The organism is Histidinibacterium lentulum, assembly GCF_003789055.1.
GTDB classification, from domain to species: Bacteria; Pseudomonadota; Alphaproteobacteria; order Rhodobacterales; family Rhodobacteraceae; genus Oceanicola; species Oceanicola lentulus.
The window spans coordinates 144,071-162,959 of record NZ_ML119085.1 but is presented as its reverse complement, the minus strand read 5'-3'; the positions used below and the strand labels follow the sequence as shown (position 1 = coordinate 162,959).

General features: G+C 67.3%; 21 protein-coding genes. 15 read left to right on the top strand and 6 right to left on the bottom strand.

The genetic code is table 11. From position 1 onward, the window contains the following. Positions 1–89 precede the first annotated feature (89 nt). Both mdh and EAT49_RS11575 read right to left on the bottom strand, forming a co-directional pair. Positions 90–1,052, bottom strand: a complete 963-nt coding sequence (gene mdh, locus EAT49_RS11580) for a malate dehydrogenase (protein ID WP_123642487.1) — start codon at positions 1,050–1,052, stop codon at positions 90–92. 366 nt (positions 1,053–1,418) lie between these two features. Then, on the bottom strand, positions 1,419–1,745 hold the full coding sequence (locus EAT49_RS11575) for a hypothetical protein (protein WP_123642486.1): 327 nt from the start codon (positions 1,743–1,745) through the stop codon (positions 1,419–1,421). 228 nt (positions 1,746–1,973) lie between these two features. Between EAT49_RS11575 and EAT49_RS11570 the strand changes: the two genes are divergently transcribed. From EAT49_RS11570 to EAT49_RS11520, 10 genes are all read left to right on the top strand, one after another. Beyond that, positions 1,974–2,852 carry an HpcH/HpaI aldolase/citrate lyase family protein gene (locus EAT49_RS11570; RefSeq protein ID WP_123642485.1) on the top strand — a complete coding sequence of 293 codons (879 nt, stop codon included), beginning with the start codon at positions 1,974–1,976 and terminating at the stop codon, positions 2,850–2,852. Positions 2,853–2,864: 12 nt separating this feature from the next. Continuing rightward, positions 2,865–3,425 carry an NnrU family protein gene (locus EAT49_RS11565; RefSeq protein ID WP_123642484.1) on the top strand — a complete coding sequence of 187 codons (561 nt, stop codon included), beginning with the start codon at positions 2,865–2,867 and terminating at the stop codon, positions 3,423–3,425. Between the two features lie 4 nt (positions 3,426–3,429). Further along, the gene (locus EAT49_RS11560; RefSeq protein WP_123642483.1) at positions 3,430–3,636 is read left to right on the top strand and encodes a DUF1737 domain-containing protein; all 207 of its coding nucleotides are present in this window, start codon (positions 3,430–3,432) and stop codon (positions 3,634–3,636) included. Next, positions 3,633–4,667: a MaoC family dehydratase gene (locus EAT49_RS11555; protein ID WP_123642482.1), complete on the top strand. Its 1,035-nt coding sequence runs from the start codon at positions 3,633–3,635 to the stop codon at positions 4,665–4,667. Before EAT49_RS11560 ends, EAT49_RS11555 begins: the two co-directional genes overlap by 4 nt. A gap of 117 nt (positions 4,668–4,784) precedes the next feature. Beyond that, positions 4,785–5,216 (top strand): DoxX family protein, encoded by a 432-nt coding sequence (locus tag EAT49_RS11550; RefSeq protein WP_185020734.1) that lies wholly within the window; start codon positions 4,785–4,787, stop codon positions 5,214–5,216. A gap of 181 nt (positions 5,217–5,397) precedes the next feature. After that, complete coding sequence (gene sdhC / locus EAT49_RS11545) at positions 5,398–5,781, top strand: succinate dehydrogenase, cytochrome b556 subunit (protein WP_123642480.1); 384 nt, start codon at positions 5,398–5,400, stop codon at positions 5,779–5,781. Positions 5,782–5,791: 10 nt separating this feature from the next. Beyond that, positions 5,792–6,163, top strand: coding sequence for a succinate dehydrogenase, hydrophobic membrane anchor protein (gene sdhD, locus EAT49_RS11540; protein ID WP_123642479.1), 372 nt, complete (start codon positions 5,792–5,794; stop codon positions 6,161–6,163). Positions 6,164–6,173: 10 nt separating this feature from the next. After that, the gene (gene sdhA / locus EAT49_RS11535; protein WP_123642478.1) at positions 6,174–7,979 is read left to right on the top strand and encodes a succinate dehydrogenase flavoprotein subunit; all 1,806 of its coding nucleotides are present in this window, start codon (positions 6,174–6,176) and stop codon (positions 7,977–7,979) included. A 298-nt stretch (positions 7,980–8,277) separates the two neighbouring features. Next, entirely contained in the window at positions 8,278–8,577 is a 300-nt protein-coding gene (locus EAT49_RS11525) for a hypothetical protein (RefSeq protein ID WP_123642477.1), read from the top strand. A gap of 18 nt (positions 8,578–8,595) precedes the next feature. Further along, positions 8,596–9,375 carry a succinate dehydrogenase iron-sulfur subunit gene (locus EAT49_RS11520; protein WP_123642476.1) on the top strand — a complete coding sequence of 260 codons (780 nt, stop codon included), beginning with the start codon at positions 8,596–8,598 and terminating at the stop codon, positions 9,373–9,375. Positions 9,376–9,493: 118 nt separating this feature from the next. Here the strand turns inward: EAT49_RS11520 and EAT49_RS11515 are convergent, their stop codons facing one another. Continuing rightward, positions 9,494–9,700: a hypothetical protein gene (locus tag EAT49_RS11515; protein ID WP_185020733.1), complete on the bottom strand. Its 207-nt coding sequence runs from the start codon at positions 9,698–9,700 to the stop codon at positions 9,494–9,496. Positions 9,701–9,786: 86 nt separating this feature from the next. On the opposite strand from EAT49_RS11515, the gene EAT49_RS11510 reads away from it, so the two are divergent. Continuing rightward, positions 9,787–10,638 (top strand): urea carboxylase-associated family protein, encoded by an 852-nt coding sequence (locus EAT49_RS11510; protein WP_123642474.1) that lies wholly within the window; start codon positions 9,787–9,789, stop codon positions 10,636–10,638. Between the two features lie 98 nt (positions 10,639–10,736). Here the strand turns inward: EAT49_RS11510 and deoD are convergent, their stop codons facing one another. From deoD to EAT49_RS11495, 3 genes are all read right to left on the bottom strand, one after another. Next, positions 10,737–11,441 carry a purine-nucleoside phosphorylase gene (gene deoD / locus EAT49_RS11505; RefSeq protein WP_123642473.1) on the bottom strand — a complete coding sequence of 235 codons (705 nt, stop codon included), beginning with the start codon at positions 11,439–11,441 and terminating at the stop codon, positions 10,737–10,739. After that, positions 11,441–11,767 carry an H-NS histone family protein gene (locus tag EAT49_RS11500; RefSeq protein ID WP_123642472.1) on the bottom strand — a complete coding sequence of 109 codons (327 nt, stop codon included), beginning with the start codon at positions 11,765–11,767 and terminating at the stop codon, positions 11,441–11,443. Before EAT49_RS11500 ends, deoD begins: the two co-directional genes overlap by 1 nt. A 159-nt stretch (positions 11,768–11,926) precedes the next feature. Beyond that, entirely contained in the window at positions 11,927–13,906 is a 1,980-nt protein-coding gene (locus tag EAT49_RS11495) for a protein meaA (protein ID WP_123642471.1), read from the bottom strand. A gap of 196 nt (positions 13,907–14,102) precedes the next feature. Between EAT49_RS11495 and EAT49_RS11490 the strand changes: the two genes are divergently transcribed. The 4 genes from EAT49_RS11490 (at position 14,103) to EAT49_RS11470 (ending at position 18,857) form a co-directional block, all read left to right on the top strand. Further along, positions 14,103–15,488, top strand: coding sequence for a 1-acyl-sn-glycerol-3-phosphate acyltransferase (locus tag EAT49_RS11490; RefSeq protein WP_123642470.1), 1,386 nt, complete (start codon positions 14,103–14,105; stop codon positions 15,486–15,488). Between the two features lie 119 nt (positions 15,489–15,607). After that, positions 15,608–16,891, top strand: coding sequence for a crotonyl-CoA carboxylase/reductase (ccrA, locus tag EAT49_RS11485; protein WP_123642469.1), 1,284 nt, complete (start codon positions 15,608–15,610; stop codon positions 16,889–16,891). A gap of 306 nt (positions 16,892–17,197) precedes the next feature. Beyond that, the gene (locus tag EAT49_RS11475; protein ID WP_123642467.1) at positions 17,198–17,992 is read left to right on the top strand and encodes a helix-turn-helix transcriptional regulator; all 795 of its coding nucleotides are present in this window, start codon (positions 17,198–17,200) and stop codon (positions 17,990–17,992) included. 223 nt (positions 17,993–18,215) lie between these two features. Further along, positions 18,216–18,857 (top strand): acyl-homoserine-lactone synthase, encoded by a 642-nt coding sequence (locus EAT49_RS11470; RefSeq protein ID WP_123642466.1) that lies wholly within the window; start codon positions 18,216–18,218, stop codon positions 18,855–18,857. The last annotated feature ends 32 nt before the right edge of the window (positions 18,858–18,889 follow it).

The window sequence follows — 18,889 nt, the reverse complement described above, 5'->3', positions numbered from 1 at the left end:
TGCGCGCTTCGGCCGAGCCGCACCAGTCCGGAACGACAAGGACCCGCGCAACTGCGCGGGTCCTGTATTCAGCGAGAACCGGATGAGGATCAGGCGAGGCTTTCGTCGATACCCTTGCAGGCCTCCACGAGACCCTTCACCGCGTCCACGGACTTGTCGAACATCGCCTGTTCGTCCTTCTGGAGCTTGATGTCGATGACCTTTTCCACCCCGCCGGCGCCGATGATCGTGGGCACGCCGACATAGAGCCCTTTCAACCCGAACGCGCTGTCGACATAGGCGGCGCAGGGCAGGAGGCGCTTCTGGTCCTTCAGATAGGCCTCCGCCATCTCGATCGCGGAGGTGGCGGGGGCGTAGAACGCGGAACCGGTCTTCAGAAGCCCCACGATCTCGGCGCCGCCGTCGCGGGTGCGCTGGACGATGGCGTCGAGCTTGTCCTGGGTGGTCCAGCCCATCTCCACGAGGTCGGGCAGCGGAATGCCGGCCACGGTGGAATAGCGTGTCAGCGGCACCATCGTGTCGCCGTGGCCGCCAAGGACGAAGGCGGTGACGTCGCGCATGGAGACGCCGAATTCCTCGGCGAGGAAGTGGCGGAAGCGCGCGCTGTCGAGCACGCCCGCCATGCCGCAGACCTTCTCTCGGGGCAGGCCGGAGAAGACCTGGAGCGCCCAGACCATGGCATCCAGCGGGTTGGTGATGCAGATGACGAAGGCGTCGGGGCAGTGGGTCTTGATGCCCTCGCCCACGGCCTTCATGACCTTGAGGTTGATGCCGAGGAGGTCGTCCCTGCTCATGCCGGGTTTGCGTGGCACGCCCGCGGTGACGATGCAGACGTCGGCGCCGGCGATGTCGGCGTAGTCCTGCGTGCCCTTCAGGGACACGTCAAAGCCCTCGACGGGGCCGCTCTCCGCGAGGTCGAGCGCCTTGCCCTGGGGCACGCCCTCGGCGATGTCGAAGAGGACGATGTCGCCCAGCTCCTTGATGGCGGCAAGATGTGCGAGCGTGCCGCCGATCTGTCCGGCGCCGATCAGGGCGATCTTGGGTCTGGCCATGGTTGTTCACGTCCCTCGGGTTGTCTTTCTCGCGCCCGGGCCTAAGGCCTTGATCCGCGGCGCGCAAGCGGGGCGCGAGGAGCGCGCCAGGGGACGGTGGGAGTGTTATCGCTATCATCGCGGGCAAGGGCTTGAAAGCCCGACATCCGGAACCGGAGATCCCGTGCGTTTCGTTTCTCCGTTCTCCGTCCGGCCGACGCACTTTGCGGCAGTCCCGACCGCCACGCCGGCCCGGCAGCGGGGTTCGCGCGGGGGTGGCGATTCTGGGCCGTGTCCTTCCGCGGGGGGGTGGCGGTGGAGCTGCGTCCGGGGCCCATTGCCCGATGCCCGGATGCGCCTCCGGCCTGGCGATACGGAGAGCCGGGCTCAGGCCGGCTCGTCGATGTTGGGAAGGGCCTCGGCGACGTGCTGATAGTGCTCGCCGGAGGCGACGAGGCAGGTCGGGCCGCCTGGGCGGGTAACGGTGATGGTCCAGCTTCCGCTGTCGGAGGCGAAGACCTCCACCACGGTGTTGTTGGCGGCAAGGCCGATGGACTGCCGGCTCTCGCCCCAGCGTTCGGCCAGACGGGCGACGATCACGGCGTGGTCGGCGCAGACCGCGGCCTGTTGCGCGCGGGCCGGTGCGGCGGGCGCCAGGACGGAGAGGGGCAGCGCCGCGGCGAAGACGAGGGCGTGTGCGATGCGATGCGTCATGGCGTCACCTTTCGATTGGGTCGATTGGGCGGGTCCGGCCCGCGTGGAGACGCGGTGGATCGGCCCTGCGTCGCGGACCCAGTCTGGAAAGCAGACGCAAAGACCGGGTTAATCCGCCGCGCCCGGAGCTGTTGCGCTGCTGGATGCTGCGCTGCGGCGTCTCGCCTGTTGCGGAAGCGCCTGCCCTGTGGGCATGGTTCCGGCGACAGACGGACGAGAGACAGAGACATGCACGCACGGCCCTTCCGATCCGCCCTCTATATTCCCGGCTCCCGGCCACGGGCGCTCGACAAGGCGCGGACCCTTCCGGTGGACGCGATCCTTTTCGATCTGGAGGACGCGGTGACGCCTGCCGAGAAGGCGACCGCCCGGGAAACGCTGGGCCATGAGCTTGGGGCTGGGGGCTATGGCGACCGGGTGCGGATCGTGCGGATCAACGCGCTGTCGACCGAATGGGGCGCCAGGGACGCCGCGGCCGTGGCGGAGATGGCCTGCGACGCGGTGCTGCTGCCCAAGGTGAACGGCCCGGGCGACGTGCAGGCCCTGACGAAGCTCGTGCCGCATCTGCCGGTCTGGGCGATGATGGAGACCCCGGGCTGCGTCTTCGAGGCGAGGGCCATCGCGGCGCATCCGGCGGTGCAGGGCTTCGTCGTGGGGACGAACGATCTGGCGAAGGACCTGAACGCGCGCGTTGGCGCGGGCCGGGGCGAGCTGATGGCCGCGTTGCAGATGTGCCTACTGGGTGCGCGGGCGGCGGGGATCGTGGCGATCGACGGGGTTTACAATGCCTTCAAGGACGAGGCGGGGCTCCAGTCGGAATGCCGTCAGGGGCGGGACCTGGGCTTCGACGGCAAGTCGCTGATCCATCCCGCGCAGGTCGCCGTCGCCAACGAGATATTCGCCCCGTCGGAGGAGGAGATCGCCCTCGCGGAACGGCAAATCGCGGCCTATGAAGAGGCCGAGGCGGCCGGGCAGGGGGTCGCCGTGGTGGACGGCAAGATCGTGGAGAACCTGCATGTCGCGACGGCGCGTGCGACGCTGGCCCGGGCGGCGGCGATCCGCGAGCTGGATGCGGGGGCGGATGCGACGGTCTCCGCCGGGGGCTGAAGGGAGGGACGCGTGGTCTGGCTGATTCTGGGAGTTGCCCTTTGGTGGGCGGCGCATTTCTTCAAACGCGCGGCGCCGGGGCCGAGGGCCAAGCTTGGCGATGCCGGCAAGGGCGGGGTGGCGCTCGCCCTCGTCGTGTCGCTGCTGCTGATGTGGTGGGGCTACCGCACCTATTTCGGTCCGGTCTGGTGGGGCAGGTCCGCGCCGCTGGTGGGGGTCAACAACCTTCTGATGGTGGCGGCCTTCTACATCTATGCGAGCGGCGCCACGCCGCCGGGGCGCCCGAGGAACCGTGTCGGTACGATGCTGCGGCATCCGCAGCTGATCGGGTTCTCTCTCTTCTGTGTCGCTCACCTGGTGGTGAACGGGGATCTGGCGTCCTTCATCCTCTTCGGCGGGCTCCTGATCTGGGCGCTGACGGAGATCGTGGTGATCAATCGGTTGGACCCCGCTTGGGAGCGACCGGCGTGGGGCGGGGTGAAATCCGAGGTGCGGATCGCGGTGATCGCGGCCGTGATCTTTGCCATCGTCGCGCTGATCCACGGCTGGGTCGGCCCTTGGCCGTTCGGGTGACGCCATGACGACGCTTTACCGGTTCCTCACCGAGGACGACACCTCCGCCTTCTGCCACAAGGTCTCCGCGGCGCTGGCCGCGGGCTGGCAGCTGCACGGGCCGCCGCAATACGCCTTCGATTCCGCCAATGGCGTGATGCGCTGCGGGCAGGCGGTCACGAAGGAGGTGGAGGCCGATTATACCCCAGGTTTGAGGCTGTCCGAGCAATGACGAAGACCAACCCGGGCCGGTTCTTCGAAGATTACGAGGTCGGCGAGGTCATTCGCCATGCGGTGCCGCGGACGGTGAAGATGGGAGAGAGGGCGCTTTACCATGCGCTCTATCCGGCGCGGCATGCGCTCCATTCGTCCGACGCCTTCGCCCAGATCTGCGGCCTGCCCTTCAGCCCGCTGGACGATCTGGTGACGTTTCACACGGTCTTCGGCAAGACCGTCCCGGACGTGTCGCTGAACGCGGTCGCGAATCTCGGCTATGCGGAAGGGCGCTGGATCACGCCGCTCTGGCCCGGGGACACGGTGACGGCGACGTCCGAGGTGATCGGGCTGAAGCAGAATTCCAACGGCCGGAGCGGCATCGTCTGGGTGCGCACGACGGGCCGCAACCAGCACGGCGAGACGTTGCTGAGCTATGTGCGCTGGGTGATGGTGCGGCGGCGGGCGGAGGGACCTGCGCCGGAACCCGTGGTCCCCGAACTGGCCGCCGCGGTGGCGGTGGAGGACCTCGTCGTTCCCGAGGGATTGAATTTCAAGGGCTACGATTTCGGGCTTGCAGGGGAGCCGCACCGCTGGGGCGATTATGCCGTCGGAGAGGTGATCGACCATGTCGACGGGGTGACCGTCGAGGAGGCCGAACACATGATGGCGACCCGGCTGTGGCAGAACACCGCCAAGGTGCATTTCGATGCCACACTGCGCGAAGACGGGCGGCGGCTGATCTATGGTGGGCATGTCATCAGCCTCGCACGGGCGCTGAGCTTCAACGGGCTGGCGAATGCGCAGATGATCGTGGGTCTGAACGGCGGCGCCCATGCGAACCCCTGCTTCGCGGGCGATACGGTGCGGTGCTGGTCGGAGGTCCTGGACAAGGCCGAGACGGCGGCGCCCGGCGTGGGGGCGCTGCGGCTGCGGCTGGTGGCGGTGAAGGACGGCGGAGAGTCCGCGCCGACGCTGAAGGGCTCCGACGGGAAATACCTGCCCCATGTGTTGCTCGACCTCGACTACTGGGCGCTCATCCCGCTCTAGACTTGTGCGTTTTCGCGCGGAGCGGGTGCTTTTCGGGACCTTTCGCGCGCTGAAGATCGGAGTAGCTGTCGCGTGTCCGCCCCCGGGACGGGGCTCATCAGCCAAGGGATGATCGATATGGCTTCGACGACTTCTTTCTCCGACGACCGCTCCGCGTTCTTCGACCTGCCCGCCGCGCATTGGCTTCCCCGCCTCGCAGTGGCCGGCGTGTTTCTTTACCATGGCGTGACCAAGTTTCCCGGCCTTGCCGAGACCGCCGCATTCATGGGGATGCCTGTCTTCGTCTGGGCGCTTGTGGCCATCGGCGAGGTGGCGGCGGGCCTGGGCCTCCTCTTCGGCGGTGCAGTGACGACGCGTGCGGGCGATCTCGCCACCCGCGTGTCCGGCGCGGTGATCGCGGTGATCATGGTGGGTGCGATCTGGCTGGTTCACTGGGGCCAGTGGAGCAACATTCCTTCCGAAACCCATCCGATGGGCGGCATGGAGTTCCAGACGCTGCTGCTGGCCCTTGGCCTCTACTATGTGGCGCGCGGACGTCACGCAGCGTGATGGCATAGTTGTGATCACATCCTTTCGGGGTGTGATCACAACCACCGTTTTTTCGCCGACTTGCGGCAAGAACACGCAGGTTCGGGGCCGCTCGGACCGTGACAAGTGCCCCGAACTAGGTAAGAACGCGTTGAATGCCACGGCATACAATGGCCGTGGGAGCAATCGCAGGAGGCATCCCATGGCCGACGTGAACAGGGGCAACCGTCCTCTCAGCCCGCATCTGACGGTCTATCGCCCGCAGCTGACCTCGATCACCTCGATCTTCACCCGCATCACCGGCAATGCCCTGATCGTGGCAGGGCTGATGATCGTCTGGTGGTTCGGCGCGCTGGCCACGGGACCGGAGGCCTACGCGGTGGCGAACGGCTTCGTCACCTCGTGGTTCGGCGACCTCGTGATGCTGCTGTCGGTGCTGGCGCTCTGGTACCACACTCTGGCGGGCGTGCGGCACCTGATCTGGGACCAGGGACACATGCTGGATGTCGAACGGTCCGAGAAGTTCGGCATCGGCATGATCGCGGGGTCGGTCGTGCTGACCCTGCTGACCGTCATCATCGTCTGAGGAGCGCGCCATGCCCTACATCACAGACCGCAAGCGCGCCATGGGGATGGGCTCGGCCAAGACCGGGACGGAGCATCACTGGCTGATGACCGTGACCTCGGTGGCGCTGCTGCCGCTGACCGTGCTTTTCGTTTTCACCTTCGGCCGCGCGCTGGGGCTGCCCTACGAGGAGGCGGTGGCCTATTATGCTCGACCCTGGCCGTCGCTGGTGGCGGTGCTGTTTCTCGCGACGGGCTGGTACCACTTTCGCCACGGTGTTCAAATGATGATCGAGGACTACACTCACGGCTTCACCCGGACCGCGCTGATCGTGGCGATGATCTGCGTGAGCTATGCCGCCCTGGCGGCGAGCGTTCTCGCCGTCGCCCGCATCGCGCTCTGAGAGGAACGACATGGCCGCTTACGACTACCAGACCCATGAATTCGACGTCGTCGTCGTCGGCGCCGGGGGCGCCGGGCTGCGAGCGACTCTCGGGATGGCCGAGCAGGGGTTGCGCACGGCCTGCATCACCAAGGTGTTTCCGACCCGGTCGCACACCGTGGCCGCGCAGGGCGGCATCGCGGCGAGCCTGGGGAACATGGGGCCGGACAGCTGGCAGTGGCACATGTACGACACCGTGAAGGGGTCGGACTGGCTGGGCGACACGGACGCCATGGAATATCTCGCCCGCGAGGCCCCGAAGGCGGTCTACGAGCTCGAGCATTACGGCGTGCCGTTCAGCCGGACCGAGGACGGGAAGATCTACCAGCGTCCCTTCGGCGGACATACAACCGAGTATGGCGAGGGCCCGCCGGTGCAGCGCACCTGCGCCGCAGCCGACCGGACCGGCCATGCGATCCTGCATACGCTCTACGGCCAGAGCCTCAAGGAACAGGCGGAGTTCTACATCGAGTATTTCGCCATCGACCTGCTGATGGGCGATGACGGCCAGTGCGAGGGCGTGCTGGCGTGGAAGCTGGACGACGGCACGCTGCATGTCTTCGCGGCGAAGATGGTGGTGCTGGCCACGGGCGGCTACGGTCGCGCCTATTTCAGTGCAACGAGCGCCCATACCTGCACCGGCGACGGCGGGGGCATGATCGCGCGCGCGGGCCTGCCGCTTCAGGACATGGAGTTCGTCCAGTTCCACCCGACCGGCATCTACGGCGCGGGCTGCCTGATCACCGAGGGGGCGCGCGGCGAGGGCGGCTACCTCACCAACTCCGAGGGCGAGCGGTTCATGGAGCGCTACGCGCCCACCTACAAGGACCTCGCATCGCGCGACGTGGTCAGCCGCTGCATGACCATGGAGATCCGCGAGGGCCGCGGCGTGGGGGCCGAGAAGGACCACATCCACCTGCACCTGAACCACCTGCCCCCCGAGACCCTGCACGAGCGTCTGCCCGGCATCAGCGAATCGGCGCGCATCTTCGCCGGCGTCGATGTGACCAAGGACCCGATCCCGGTTCTGCCGACGGTCCATTACAACATGGGCGGCATTCCGACGAACTACTGGGGCGAGGTGCTCAACCCGACGGCGGACGATCCCGACCGCGTCGCGCCTGGCCTGATGGCCGTGGGCGAGGCGGGCTGCGCCTCCGTGCATGGCGCGAACCGGCTGGGGTCGAACTCGCTGATCGACCTCGTGGTCTTCGGCCGCGCGGCGGCGATCCGGGCCGGCAAGGTTGTCGATCCCTCGACCTCGGTGCCGATCCCGAAGAAGGCCGCCATCGAGAAGGCGCTCGACCGCTTCGACGCGCTGCGCCATGCGGACGGGGACACGCCTACCGCCGAGCTGCGGCTGGAGATGCAGAAGACGATGCAGTCCGACGCGGCCGTCTTCCGCACCGACAAGACCCTGGCCGAGGGCGTGGAGAAGATGGAGGCTGTCGCGCGCAAGATGGATGGGATCAAGGTCACCGACCGGACGATGATCTGGAATTCCGACCTGATGGAGACGCTGGAGCTGACGAACCTCATGCCGAACGCGCTGGCCACGGTCGTCTCCGCCGAGGCGCGCAAGGAGAGCCGCGGCGCCCACGCCCACGAGGATTACCCCGACCGGGACGACGAAACCTGGCGCAAGCACACGCTGGCCTGGGTCGAGGGCACGAAGACGACGCTGGATTATCGTCCGGTGCATCTCAATCCGCTGACGGGCCACAACGAGGGCGGCATCGACCTGAAGAAGATCGCGCCCAAGGCACGGGTCTACTGACGATGCCGGTACGCGCCATCGCCGGTCTGGCTCTTTGCGCGGTGACGGCTTCCTGCGGCCCGCCGCCGCCGGTTTCGCCGGAACGGGCGGCGGAGATATGCAGCGAGCGCGCGCGGGCGGCGGCGGGGCCAACGGGCGCAGTCCGGGTCGGGGCGAACTCACGCACCGGCCTCGAGACCGGGGTGTCCGTGGGCCTCAGCGGGGATTTCCTCCGCGGGCGCGATCCGCAGGAGGTATACCGCACCTGCGTCGTCGAGCTTGTGGGCGGGACACCCGCCGTCAGACCGGAGTTGGGCCAATGATCCGTTTCGCCGCCCTCGTTGCAGCAATCGGCGCGTTCGCCGGCTGCGAGCAGATCGCGCGCACCACCGATGTGGTGGCCGAACGCACCGTCGGCTCCCCGGCGCGGCTGGTTCTGGAACCGGCCTATGGCCAGCGCACGGCCGATTGCGTGATCTCCGGGGCCACGCCGGGAGAGCTGACCGTGATCGCGGCGGACGCCACCTCCATCGAGGGGCCCGCGCCCGACGTGGCGGCCCTGATCGACGACATCCGCAGGCGCCCTGACGTGTCCGCCTGCATCGCCGGCACGGCGTGAGAGGAAAGGAAGACGGACATGGTCGAATTCACCCTTCCGAAGAACAGCCGGATTACCACCGGCAAGACCTGGCCGAAACCCGAGGGGGCGAAGCGGCTGAAGACCTTCAGGATCTACCGCTGGAACGAGGAATCCGGGGAAAACCCGAAGATCGACACCTACTTCGTCGACCTCGACACCTGCGGGCCGATGATTCTCGACGCGCTGATCAAGATCAAGAACGAGATCGACCCGACATTGACCTTCCGCCGGTCCTGCCGGGAGGGGATCTGCGGCTCCTGCGCGATGAACATCGACGGGATCAACACGCTCGCCTGCATCTACGGCATCGACGACGTGAAGGGCGACGTGAAGGTCTATCCGCTGCCGCACATGCCGGTGGTCAAGGACCTGATCCCGGACCTCACCCATTTCTATGCACAGCACGCGTCGATCATGCCGTGGCTCGAGACGAAGACGAACCGCCCGGCCAAGGAGTGGAGGCAGTCCATCGAGGACCGCAAGAAGCTCGACGGACTTTATGAATGCGTGATGTGCGCGTCCTGCTCGACGGCCTGCCCCTCCTACTGGTGGAACGGCGATCGCTACCTCGGCCCGGCGGCGCTGCTCCATGCCTATCGCTGGATCATCGACAGCCGGGACGAGGCGACGGGCGAGCGGCTCGACCAGCTCGAGGACCCGTTCAAGCTCTACCGCTGCCACACGATCATGAATTGCGCGAAGACCTGTCCCAAGGGCCTGAACCCGGCGGCGGCGATCCAGCACATCAAGAAGATGATGGTCGAGCGGACGGTCTGACGGGCGCCACGGTCCGCGCGCTGCGGGCCGACGACCGGAAATGATATCCGCATTGCCTGCCCTGACAGGTTGACGGACGGCTGACCCGTAGCGGAATGCCGTGTGACGCCCCCGGGCGCTACTCGGTGCCGGCGAGGGTGCCGCCCACCTCGCGAGGGGCGAGGCGGGCGGCGCTGTCGAAGAGGCTCGCCATGGAGACGCTCCGTCCGGCCCGGGAGAGAGGCAGGCGGGCGATGCAGGCCAGCTCGGCTGGGGAGAGGGATCCGCGCGGCGGGGAGGAAGGAACCGCCCGGAGGTGCCGCATCATCTTCGACAGAATGGACATTTCGGTACTTTCCTGCATCGTGACGCGATCATTCCCGCGATGACCGAGGGGAAACATGACATGGATCAAATCGCGAGGTTGACAGCTTGACGCAGCACAAGGAGCCGCCCGACGCGGCGGCGCGGCGCGCTGTCGCGCCTGTGATCTGTTACCCGACCGCGACCCTGCCCGAGCCGCCGCTCGAGGCCTGCCGCGCGGCATGGTCCTCGGCGCGGAAGGCAGGCACTGTCCGGGTACCGCCCCGCGAGGCGCGGGTCGTCGAGGTCCCCGCGGGGGGATTCCTGCGGATCGTCTGCCCCGAGCGGCCACAGGTGGGAGATCTGAATCTCTTTTCCGCCCATGACCTCTCCGAGCGGTTCTATTCCGGCAAGACCAGGGCGCTTCACGGCTCCCACGTCACCGCGGGCGACCGGCTCTGGTCCTGCTTTCCCTGGCTCAGGCCCATGGCGACGATCGTCGAGGACACGCTCGCGTGGTACGGGATCGACGAGCACGGCGGTGCGGTCCATGACGTGATCGGCACACGCTGCGACCCCTATACCGGGCGGCTGCTGTCCGGGACCGACTATCATCACTGCTGCCACTCGAACCTGACGCGCGCCCTCGCCGCCCATCTGGGCGTGCCGGTGGCAGAGGCGGAACCCCATGTCCACGACGTGCTGAACGTCTTCATGTGCACGGGCTTCACCCGGGACGCGGGCCGGTACTTCATGAAGGCGAGCCCGGTGCGGGCGGGGGACCACCTGCTCCTCTTTGCCGAGATCGACCTGCTGGCGGTGCTGTCCGCCTGCCCGGGCGGCGATTGCGGCGCCAGGCATTCGAGCGACGACGCCGCCTGCCACCCGCTCGATCTGGAGGTGTTCGTCGGGCCTCCGCCCGATGGCTGGCGCCCCCCCGAGCCGAACGCCTATGGCCGGAGCCACGGCGCGGGATCGTGACCCCCGTTCTGTCCTCATCTGGCCTGAAATACTCCCTTTCCGCCGGCGGGCGGCACGCCCGCCGGCGGATCGGCCCGGCGCAGCCGGGCCGAAACCCGTCAGGCGAAGGCCGCGCGAAGGGCGATGCCGATCATGTCGGCGAAGCTCCTCTCGCGGTCGGAGGCGGGAAGAGCCTCGCCGGTGCGGAGGTGGTCGCTCACTGTCAGGACCGCGAGCGCGCGGGCTCCGTGACGGGCGGCGACGGTGTAGAGTTCCGCTGCCTCCATCTCCACCGCGAGCACGCCGTGACGGGTCAGTTCGGCGTCGAGGTCGGGGCGTTCGTCATAGAACACGTCCGACGAATAGATTCCGCCGACATGGGGCGTCACGCCGAGCTCCTCCGCCGCGGCATGGGCGGCCGACAGCAGGCCCCAGTCGGCGCAGGGGGCGAAGGCCATCTCGCGGAAGAGACCGCGCGACGGCGTCGAGATGCTCGAACAGGTCATCGCCAGGATCACGTCCCGCAGCGCGACGTTGTCCTGCATGGCGCCGCAGGAGCCGACCCGGATCAGCGTCCTGGCCCCGAAATCCCGGATCAGTTCGTTGGCATAGATCGAGAGAGACGGCATTCCCATTCCGGAGCCGTGGATCGTGACGCGATGTCCGTTCCACGTTCCGGTAAAGCCCAGCATTCCGCGCACCTCGTTGACGCACTCCGCGCCCTCGAGGAACGTTTCCGCCGCCCAGCGGGCGCGATAGGGGTCTCCGGGCATAAGCACCGTCTCGGCGATCTGCCCGGGGGAGGCCCCGATATGCGTCGACATCAGGCGATCTCGAATTTCGAGAGATCCTCGCCCTTTTCCTGTGCGGCCTTGATCCAGTCCGGCCGGCGGCCCTTGCCCGTCCAGGTCTGGCTCGGGTTGTCGGGATTGCGGTAACGCGGCGGATTGACCGTTTTCACGCGGCCGGCTTTCGCCGAGGCGCCGCCCGTCAGTTCCGCGAGAGAGAAGCCGTGTTCCCGCGCCGCGCGTTCGGCGGCTTCGAGGGCGGCCTTCTGGTCGGACTTGTTCAGGCGCTCGATCTGCTTGTCGATGTCTTTCCGAAGTTTCTCGAGGTCCTTGCGGTCCATGGTCGACAGGTCAATGCTCATGTCTTTTCTCGCATCCAGTTGTTTGGCGGAAACCCCTATACCGCTTACATTCCCATGTCATGAGAATTATCCGGCCGAATGCAAGTGCATTCGGCCGGGTCCTGCGCGAGGCAACAACCGGCGTTGCGCGGAATTCGCGCGGTGTCGGGGCCGCGGGCCCTATTCGGCGGCGACTGACTCGGGATCGGCAAGGGTGACGATGTCGGCCATGATCCGATTGAGTTCGAAATCCTTCGGGGAATAAACCCGCGCGACACCCAGCGCCTTCAGCCTCCGGGCGTCCTGCTCGGGAATGATCCCGCCGACGACGACCGGGACATGACCCAGCCCGGCCGCGCGCAGGCGGGCCATCAGGTCTTCCATGAGGGCCATGTGGCTGCCGGAGAGAATTGAGAGCCCGATGACATGGGCCTGTTCCGCGTCCGCGGCCGCAACGATCTCGGCAGGGGTCATGCGGATGCCGCCGTAGGCGATGTCCATGCCGCAGTCGCGGGCACGGGCAGCGATCTGCTCCGCGCCGTTGGAATGGCCATCGAGGCCCGGCTTGCCCATAAGGAACTTCAGCCTGCGGCCCAGAGCGTCGGAGACCGCATCGACGCGGGCACGCAGCTCCTCCAGTCCCTCGGTGCGGTTCGAGGGATTGGACGACACGCCGGTGGGGCCCCGGTACTGGCCGAAGATCTCGCGGGCCACATCTGCCCATTCGCCCGTGGTGACACCGGCCTTCGCGCAGGCGATAGAGGCGGGCATGATGTTCGCCCCCGAACGGGCGGCCTGCCGCAGCTCGGCGAGGGCGCGGCGCACGGCCTCTCCGTCGCGGGCTGCGCGCCAGGCCTGAAGACGGGCGATCTGGTCGGCCTCGGCCTCGGGGTCGGCCGTCATGACGGCCTCGGGACCGGAGGTGAGGGGCGAGGGTTCGCCGGACTGAAAGCGGTTGACGCCCACCACAACGGTTTCCCCCCGTTCGATGGCGGCGATGCGGGCGGCGTTCGACTCCACCAGCCGTGCCTTCATGTAGGCAATGGCCCGCACCGCGCCGCCCATGGCGTCGATCGCGGCGAGTTCCGCGCGGGCGCCGGTCTTCAATTGCTCGACCTTGCGCTCGACGGCGGGATTTCCGTCAAAGAGATCGTCGTATTCCAGAAGGTCGGTCTCGTAGGCGAGGATCTGTTGCAGGCGCAGGGACCATTGCTGATCCCAGGGGCGCGGGAGGCCCAGGGCCTCGTTCCAGGCCGGCAATTGCAGCGCCCGGGCACGGGCATTTTTCGACAGGGTGACCGCGAGCGCCTCGATCAGGATGCGGTAGACGTTGTTCTCCGGCTGCTGTTCGGTCAGGCCCAGGGAATTGACCTGGACCCCGTAGCGGAAGCGGCGAAAGGTCGGGTCCTCGACGCCGTAGCGTGTGGCGCAGATCTCGTCCCAGAGATCGACGAACGCCCGCATCTTGCACATTTCGGTCACAAATCGAATGCCGGCATTCACGAAGAAGGATATCCGTCCGACCATCTGCGGAAAATCGGCGGGATCGACCTTTGTCCGGAGGTCGTCGAGTACGGCGCAGGCGGTTGCCAGAGCGAAGGCGAGTTCCTCTTCGGCCGTCGCACCCGCCTCCTGCAAATGATAGGAACACACGTTCATCGGGTTCCATTTCGGCAGGTGCTCGCGGGTATGGGCCGCGACATCGGTGATCATCCGCAGGCTGGGTTCCGGCGGGCAGATATAGGTCCCGCGCGAGAGGTATTCCTTGATGATGTCGTTCTGGACAGTGCCCTGGAGCTTCGAGATGTCCGCGCCCTGTTCCTCCGCCACCGCGATATAAAGTGCGAGCAGCCAAGGCGCGGTCGCATTGATCGTCATCGAGGTGTTCATCTGTTCGAGGGGGATCCCGTCGAAGAGCATCCGCATGTCGCCGAGATGGCAGACGGGGACGCCGACCTTTCCGACCTCCCCCCGGGAAAGCTCGTGGTCGCTGTCGTAACCGGTCTGGGTAGGCAGGTCGAAGGCCACTGACAGGCCCGTCTGCCCCTTGGCGAGGTTTCCGCGGTAGAGCGCGTTGGAGGCGGCCGCCGTGGAGTGGCCGGCGTAGGTGCGGATGAGCCAGGGCCGGTCGCGGGTCTGGCGGTCTGTGCTGTCGGTCATGGCCGGCCTCAAGGAAAATGCGACGCAAGATTATTGCTTGCATGGACCGGTTATTGTCATTTTGTGGCCCTGTCAACGTGCCGCACTGCGGCGACGGGCGCCGTTCGCTCCTTGTCCGGGATCGCTCGTCCGATGGCGGATGCAGGGACGACGCGCCTCACTGGCCTGACGCGCTCCCGCGTGCGAGATTTGCGCCATGACCGCGCCTGTGACCCTGCCGCTGTGGCTGTTCATCCTGATCCTGACCTTCGCGGCGGTGACCTTCGCGTCGCATTTCCTGTTCCCGTCGGTGCGCTGGTTCCTGCGGCGCCGGGCGGAGCGGATCGTGGCGGAGCTGAACAAGCGGCTTACCCGGCCGATCCAGCCGTTCAAGCTGGCCGGTCGCTACGACCTGATCCAGCGGCTCGTCTACGACACGGAGGTCAATCGCGCGATTCTGGCCCATGCGCGGCGGAATTCCGTGCGGGAGGACGTGGCTTTCGAGACCGCGCGCCGCTACGCGCGGGAGATTGTCCCGTCCTTCTCCGCGACCGCCTATTTCGGCTTCGGCACGCGGCTTGCCCGGTGGCTGGCCCGGTCGCTCTACGATGTGCGCCGGATGCAGGAGCCGGCCTCCGTTCTCAAGGGCCTGCCCGAGGACGCAACGGTGGTCTTCGTGATGAACCACCGGTCCAATATGGATTACGTTCTGGTGACCTATCTCGTCTCGGAGCAGACGACACTGGCCTATGCCGTGGGCGAATGGGCGCGGGTCTGGCCGCTGTCGGCGGTGTTCCGGGCTATGGGCGCCTATTTCATCCGCCGCAGGCACCGCGGGACTCTATATCGGCGGGTGCTGGAACGCTATGTGCAGATGGCGACCGAGGCGGGGGTATCGCAGGCGATCTTTCCGGAAGGGGGGCTGAGCCTGACCGGGGCCACCGCCGATCCGAAACTGGGACTGCTGACCTATCTGAGTCATGGCGAGGCGGCGGGCAAGGTGGTCTTCGTCCCCGTGGCGCTGGCCTATGACCGGGTGATCGAGGACCGGGTACTTATCCGGGCCGGGGAGGCGGGCGAGAGGCGCTTCGGCGTGCCCATCACCAAGGCCGTGAGCGCGGTGCTGACGCATCTGTGGCAGCGGCTCACCCTGCGGTTCCGGCGGTTCGGGGAAGCGGGGGTCAGCTTCGGCACGCCGCTGGTGCCGGATGAGGCCTTGCGCACGGATGTGACCGCGCTCGCCACCGAGCTTCTCCGGCGGGTGGACGCGACGATGCCGGCGCTGGCCGTGCCGCTGGTGGCACGGGCAGCGCTGGGGGGCGCGCGGGGCGCTCAGCTGCGTGACGCCGTGGGCGAGGCCGTGGCCGACCTCGATGCCAGGGGCGTGCCGCGGACGCCGGGGACGGCGGAAGAGATCACCGCGAGCGGCCTTGGCCGACTGAGGGAACGGCGGCTTGTGGCGGAGGACGGTGCGCCGGTGCGCGATGGTCCGGCGATCCTGAGGTTCTATGCCGCCTCGATCGCCCATCATTTCGGCGAGGCACCGGAGATCGAGCGCCACCGCGAAGACATCGCCGCGGCTCCCGAGCCGGCAGAGCAATAAAGTTACAATATCGGGACGCACGGGGTTGCTTTGTTGCTGTCCCGATTCTACCTCCTTGGGAAGCGAGCGCTGATTCTGCGGCGCAGCGAGAGATGAGGAGTGGTCGCATGGAGGCAGGAATGGCCCTTGACCGGACCGGCGCGTCGGACGCCGTGGAGAAGAAGGACCTCTACGAAATCGGCGAGTTGCCGCCCCTCGGTCATGTGCCGCGGCAGATGTACGGCTGGGTCCTTCGGCAGGAGCGCCATGGTCCGCCGGAGCAGGCGCTGAAGGTCGAGGTGATCGACACGCCCGAGATCGACAGCCACGAAGTCCTCGTTCTCGTGATGGCCGCGGGCGTGAACTACAACGGCGTCTGGGCCTGCCTGGGCGAGCCCGTGTCGGTGTTTCGCGGGCACGGCGCGCCCTATGCGGTGATCGGCTCCGATGCTTCCGGGATCGTCTGGAAGGTTGGCGACAAGGTGAAGACCTGGAAGGTGGGCGACGAGGTCGTCATCCACTGCAATCAGGACGACGGGGACGACGAGGAATGCAACGGGGGGGATCCGATGTTCTCGCCGTCCCAGCGGATCTGGGGCTACGAGAGCGCCGACGGGTCGTTCGCGCAATTCACCCGGGTGCAGGCGCAGCAGCTGATGCCGCGCCCCAAGCATCTCACCTGGGAGGAAAGCGCCTGCTACACGCTGACGCTGGCCACGGCCTACCGGATGCTCTTCGGGCATCACCCGCACGAGCTGAAGCCGGGGCAGAACGTGCTCGTCTGGGGCGCGTCGGGGGGCCTCGGGTCGTTCGCGATCCAGCTTGCCAACGCGGCGGGGGCGAATGCGATCGGGGTCATCTCGGACGAGGACAAGCGCGAGTTCGTCATGGGGCTCGGCGCCAAAGGTGTCATCAACCGCAAGGAGTTCGCCTGCTGGGGCCAGGTGCCAAAGGTGGGAACGGAGGACTACGCCGCGTGGTTCGCGGAGTGCCGCAAGTTCGGCAAGGCGATCTGGGACATCACCGGCAAGGGCGTGAACGTCGATATCGTGTTCGAGCACCCGGGCGAGGCGACCTTTCCGGTCTCCACCTTCGTGTGCAAGCGCGGGGGCATGGTGGTGATCTGCGCGGGCACCACGGGCTACAACTGCACCTTCGACGTGCGGCACATGTGGTCGCACCAGAAGCGGCTGCAGGGGTCCCATTTCGCCCATCTCAAGCAGGCCGCGGCGGCGAACCGGCTGATGGTGGAGCGCCGGCTCGACCCCTGCATGTCGGAGGTGTTTCCCTGGGAGGACATCCCCAAGGCGCATACGAAGATGCTCAACAACGCCCACAAGCCCGGCAACATGGCGGTGCTGGTCCAGGTGCCGCGGACCGGCCTCCGGACCTGGGACGACGCCCTGGCCGAAAGCCGGCGCTGAACGGCGCCTCCGGACGAGTGTCGAGGGGGTCCGCCGCGCCGGGCCCCCTGCCATTTCTGGGGGAGCCCATTGTGTGAATGGTTTCGTTAACCCCTTGCTGCTACTTTAGGTTGGTAACGATCTGTTAACTTCTGCCGGAGATTGTCCTGATGGGAAACAAGTGGATTCTCGATGTCCTTGCGGATCTCAAGGCCTTTGCAGAGGCAAATGATTTGCCCCGGCTGGCCGACCAGATCGAGTTGACCTCGATCGTCGCTGCTGCGGAGATCGTCGCGGGACCCGACCCACGAAAGGGGGACGCAGGCGATGCCAAAGGGGTTGGATCACATACTCGAGAGACTGCAGGCCGCTGGACGGCTTGAGGATCTCCAGTCCATCGTTGAGGCGCTCCGCGACCTCTGGCGGGTCGATCACTGCGTCTATCACTGGGTCAGCGCCGACGGGCAGCAGTACGGCTGCGGAACCTACACCAGAGAGTGGTGCATCCGGTATGTCGTGAACGATTACCTGCGGACCGATCCGGTCGTGATCGGGTGTTTCCCGCGCGCGCATCCGATCGACTGGAAGCGGCTGGACTGGTCGTCGAAGGCAGCGAGGGCCTTTCGCGCCGACAGCATCGCCCATGGCGTCGGGAACCAGGGTTTCTCGGTTCCGATCCGGGGTCCCGCGGGGCAGTTCGCGCTGTTCACCGTCTCGGCCGACCGCGACGATGCCGGATGGGCGGAGTTCACCCGCGCCCATCAGCGGGATCTGATCCTTGCGGGGCTGATGATAAACCAGGCGGCGCTCGACCTTGCGGGACAGAGGCTGGCCGAGCCGACCCGGGCGCTGAGCCCGAGGGAGACCGATGCGCTGACCTTTCTGGCCATGGGCTATGGCCGGGGGCAGGTGGCCGACATGCTGGCCATATCTGAGCATACGCTGAGGGCCTATATCGAAGGCGCGCGGTTGAAGCTCGGCGCGCTGAACACGGTCCATGCCGTCGCCCGCGCGGTGGCCGAGGGGCTGATCGTGACCGGCGGTGCGGCGAGGTCGGCCAAGGGTGGCTGGCCACGGATCGCCGAGAAGGACGTCGAGCGGGATTCGCTGCGCAGCGCCTGACCAGGAGGCTGGCGGAGCGCGGGCTTCGCGCGCCTCCATCTATCGTGAGCTCTGTCATCGGCACGCTCGGCCGGGCTGAAGCCGGCCTGCCCGTGGGGCGGACGAGATGATGCCAAGGGCTCCGTCGACCTTCGTTCAATCGCCGTACGGTGGGCTCGGGTTCAGGTAACCCTGTCTCGCCACTCTCTCCCTCCGAAGCCCCAGCGCCCGGAGGGAGAGGCTCATGTTGCGTTATGTCCATGCCGACGATCTCGAGGATCTGCCGCACCTCAAGGAGACCATGTTCCGCGACAGGGCCGGGCAGTTCGCCGAGCGGCTGGGCTGGGAGGTCGAGGTGGACGACCGGGGCCATGAACGCGATGCCTACGACGCCGAAGACCCGCTCTATGCGATCTGGGAACGGCCGGACGGGAGTCATGGCGGCTCCATCCGGTTTCTCCCCACCTTGGGCCGGACGATGGTGAACGACCACTTCCTGCACCTGATGAACGGCGTGCCGCTGCGGGCGCCGCGGATCTGGGAATGCACGCGATTCTGCCTTTCGCCCGGCGCGGAGGCGCGGGTTGCGGCGGCGCTGATGGTGGCCTGCGGCGAGGTCTTCCACGGCTACGCGCTCAGCCAGCTCGTGGGTGTCTTCGATGCGCGGATGGTCCGGATCTATCGCATGATCGGGGCCCCCCCGAGGATCCTGGGCGCACAGGGCGCGGGGCGCGAGCGGATCGCGGTGGGTCTCTGGACCTATGAGGAGGCGGACAAGGACAAGGTCTTCGCCAGGGCCGGGATGACCGAGGTGCAATCCCGGGACTGGTTCGCGCGGTCGCCGGCCGCGGCGCGTCGGGATCGGTCGCGGAAACGCGTCGCCTGATCCGGCGGCGGCCACTGGCCGCTGCGCGCGGG

Bases quoted from the DNA above. Each gene is read 5' to 3' on its own strand.
- deoD (WP_123642473.1), bottom strand. From the start codon at position 11,441: ATGTCGACGCATATCGGGGCCTCCCCCGGGCAGATCGCCGAGACGGTG.
- EAT49_RS11570 (WP_123642485.1), top strand. From the start codon at position 1,974: ATGCACGCACGGCCCTTCCGATCCGCCCTCTATATTCCCGGCTCCCGG.
- sdhD (WP_123642479.1), top strand. From the start codon at position 5,792: ATGCCCTACATCACAGACCGCAAGCGCGCCATGGGGATGGGCTCGGCC.
- mdh (WP_123642487.1), bottom strand. From the start codon at position 1,052: ATGGCCAGACCCAAGATCGCCCTGATCGGCGCCGGACAGATCGGCGGC.
- EAT49_RS11475 (WP_123642467.1), top strand. From the start codon at position 17,198: ATGCCAAAGGGGTTGGATCACATACTCGAGAGACTGCAGGCCGCTGGA.
- EAT49_RS11500 (WP_123642472.1), bottom strand. From the start codon at position 11,767: ATGAGCATTGACCTGTCGACCATGGACCGCAAGGACCTCGAGAAACTT.
- EAT49_RS11470 (WP_123642466.1), top strand. From the start codon at position 18,216: ATGTTGCGTTATGTCCATGCCGACGATCTCGAGGATCTGCCGCACCTC.
- EAT49_RS11575 (WP_123642486.1), bottom strand. From the start codon at position 1,745: ATGACGCATCGCATCGCACACGCCCTCGTCTTCGCCGCGGCGCTGCCC.
- EAT49_RS11495 (WP_123642471.1), bottom strand. From the start codon at position 13,906: ATGACCGACAGCACAGACCGCCAGACCCGCGACCGGCCCTGGCTCATC.
- EAT49_RS11490 (WP_123642470.1), top strand. From the start codon at position 14,103: ATGACCGCGCCTGTGACCCTGCCGCTGTGGCTGTTCATCCTGATCCTG.
- EAT49_RS11520 (WP_123642476.1), top strand. From the start codon at position 8,596: ATGGTCGAATTCACCCTTCCGAAGAACAGCCGGATTACCACCGGCAAG.
- sdhC (WP_123642480.1), top strand. From the start codon at position 5,398: ATGGCCGACGTGAACAGGGGCAACCGTCCTCTCAGCCCGCATCTGACG.
- EAT49_RS11560 (WP_123642483.1), top strand. From the start codon at position 3,430: ATGACGACGCTTTACCGGTTCCTCACCGAGGACGACACCTCCGCCTTC.
- ccrA (WP_123642469.1), top strand. From the start codon at position 15,608: ATGGCCCTTGACCGGACCGGCGCGTCGGACGCCGTGGAGAAGAAGGAC.
- sdhA (WP_123642478.1), top strand. From the start codon at position 6,174: ATGGCCGCTTACGACTACCAGACCCATGAATTCGACGTCGTCGTCGTC.
- EAT49_RS11525 (WP_123642477.1), top strand. From the start codon at position 8,278: ATGATCCGTTTCGCCGCCCTCGTTGCAGCAATCGGCGCGTTCGCCGGC.
- EAT49_RS11550 (WP_185020734.1), top strand. From the start codon at position 4,785: ATGGCTTCGACGACTTCTTTCTCCGACGACCGCTCCGCGTTCTTCGAC.
- EAT49_RS11555 (WP_123642482.1), top strand. From the start codon at position 3,633: ATGACGAAGACCAACCCGGGCCGGTTCTTCGAAGATTACGAGGTCGGC.
- EAT49_RS11515 (WP_185020733.1), bottom strand. From the start codon at position 9,700: ATGTCCATTCTGTCGAAGATGATGCGGCACCTCCGGGCGGTTCCTTCC.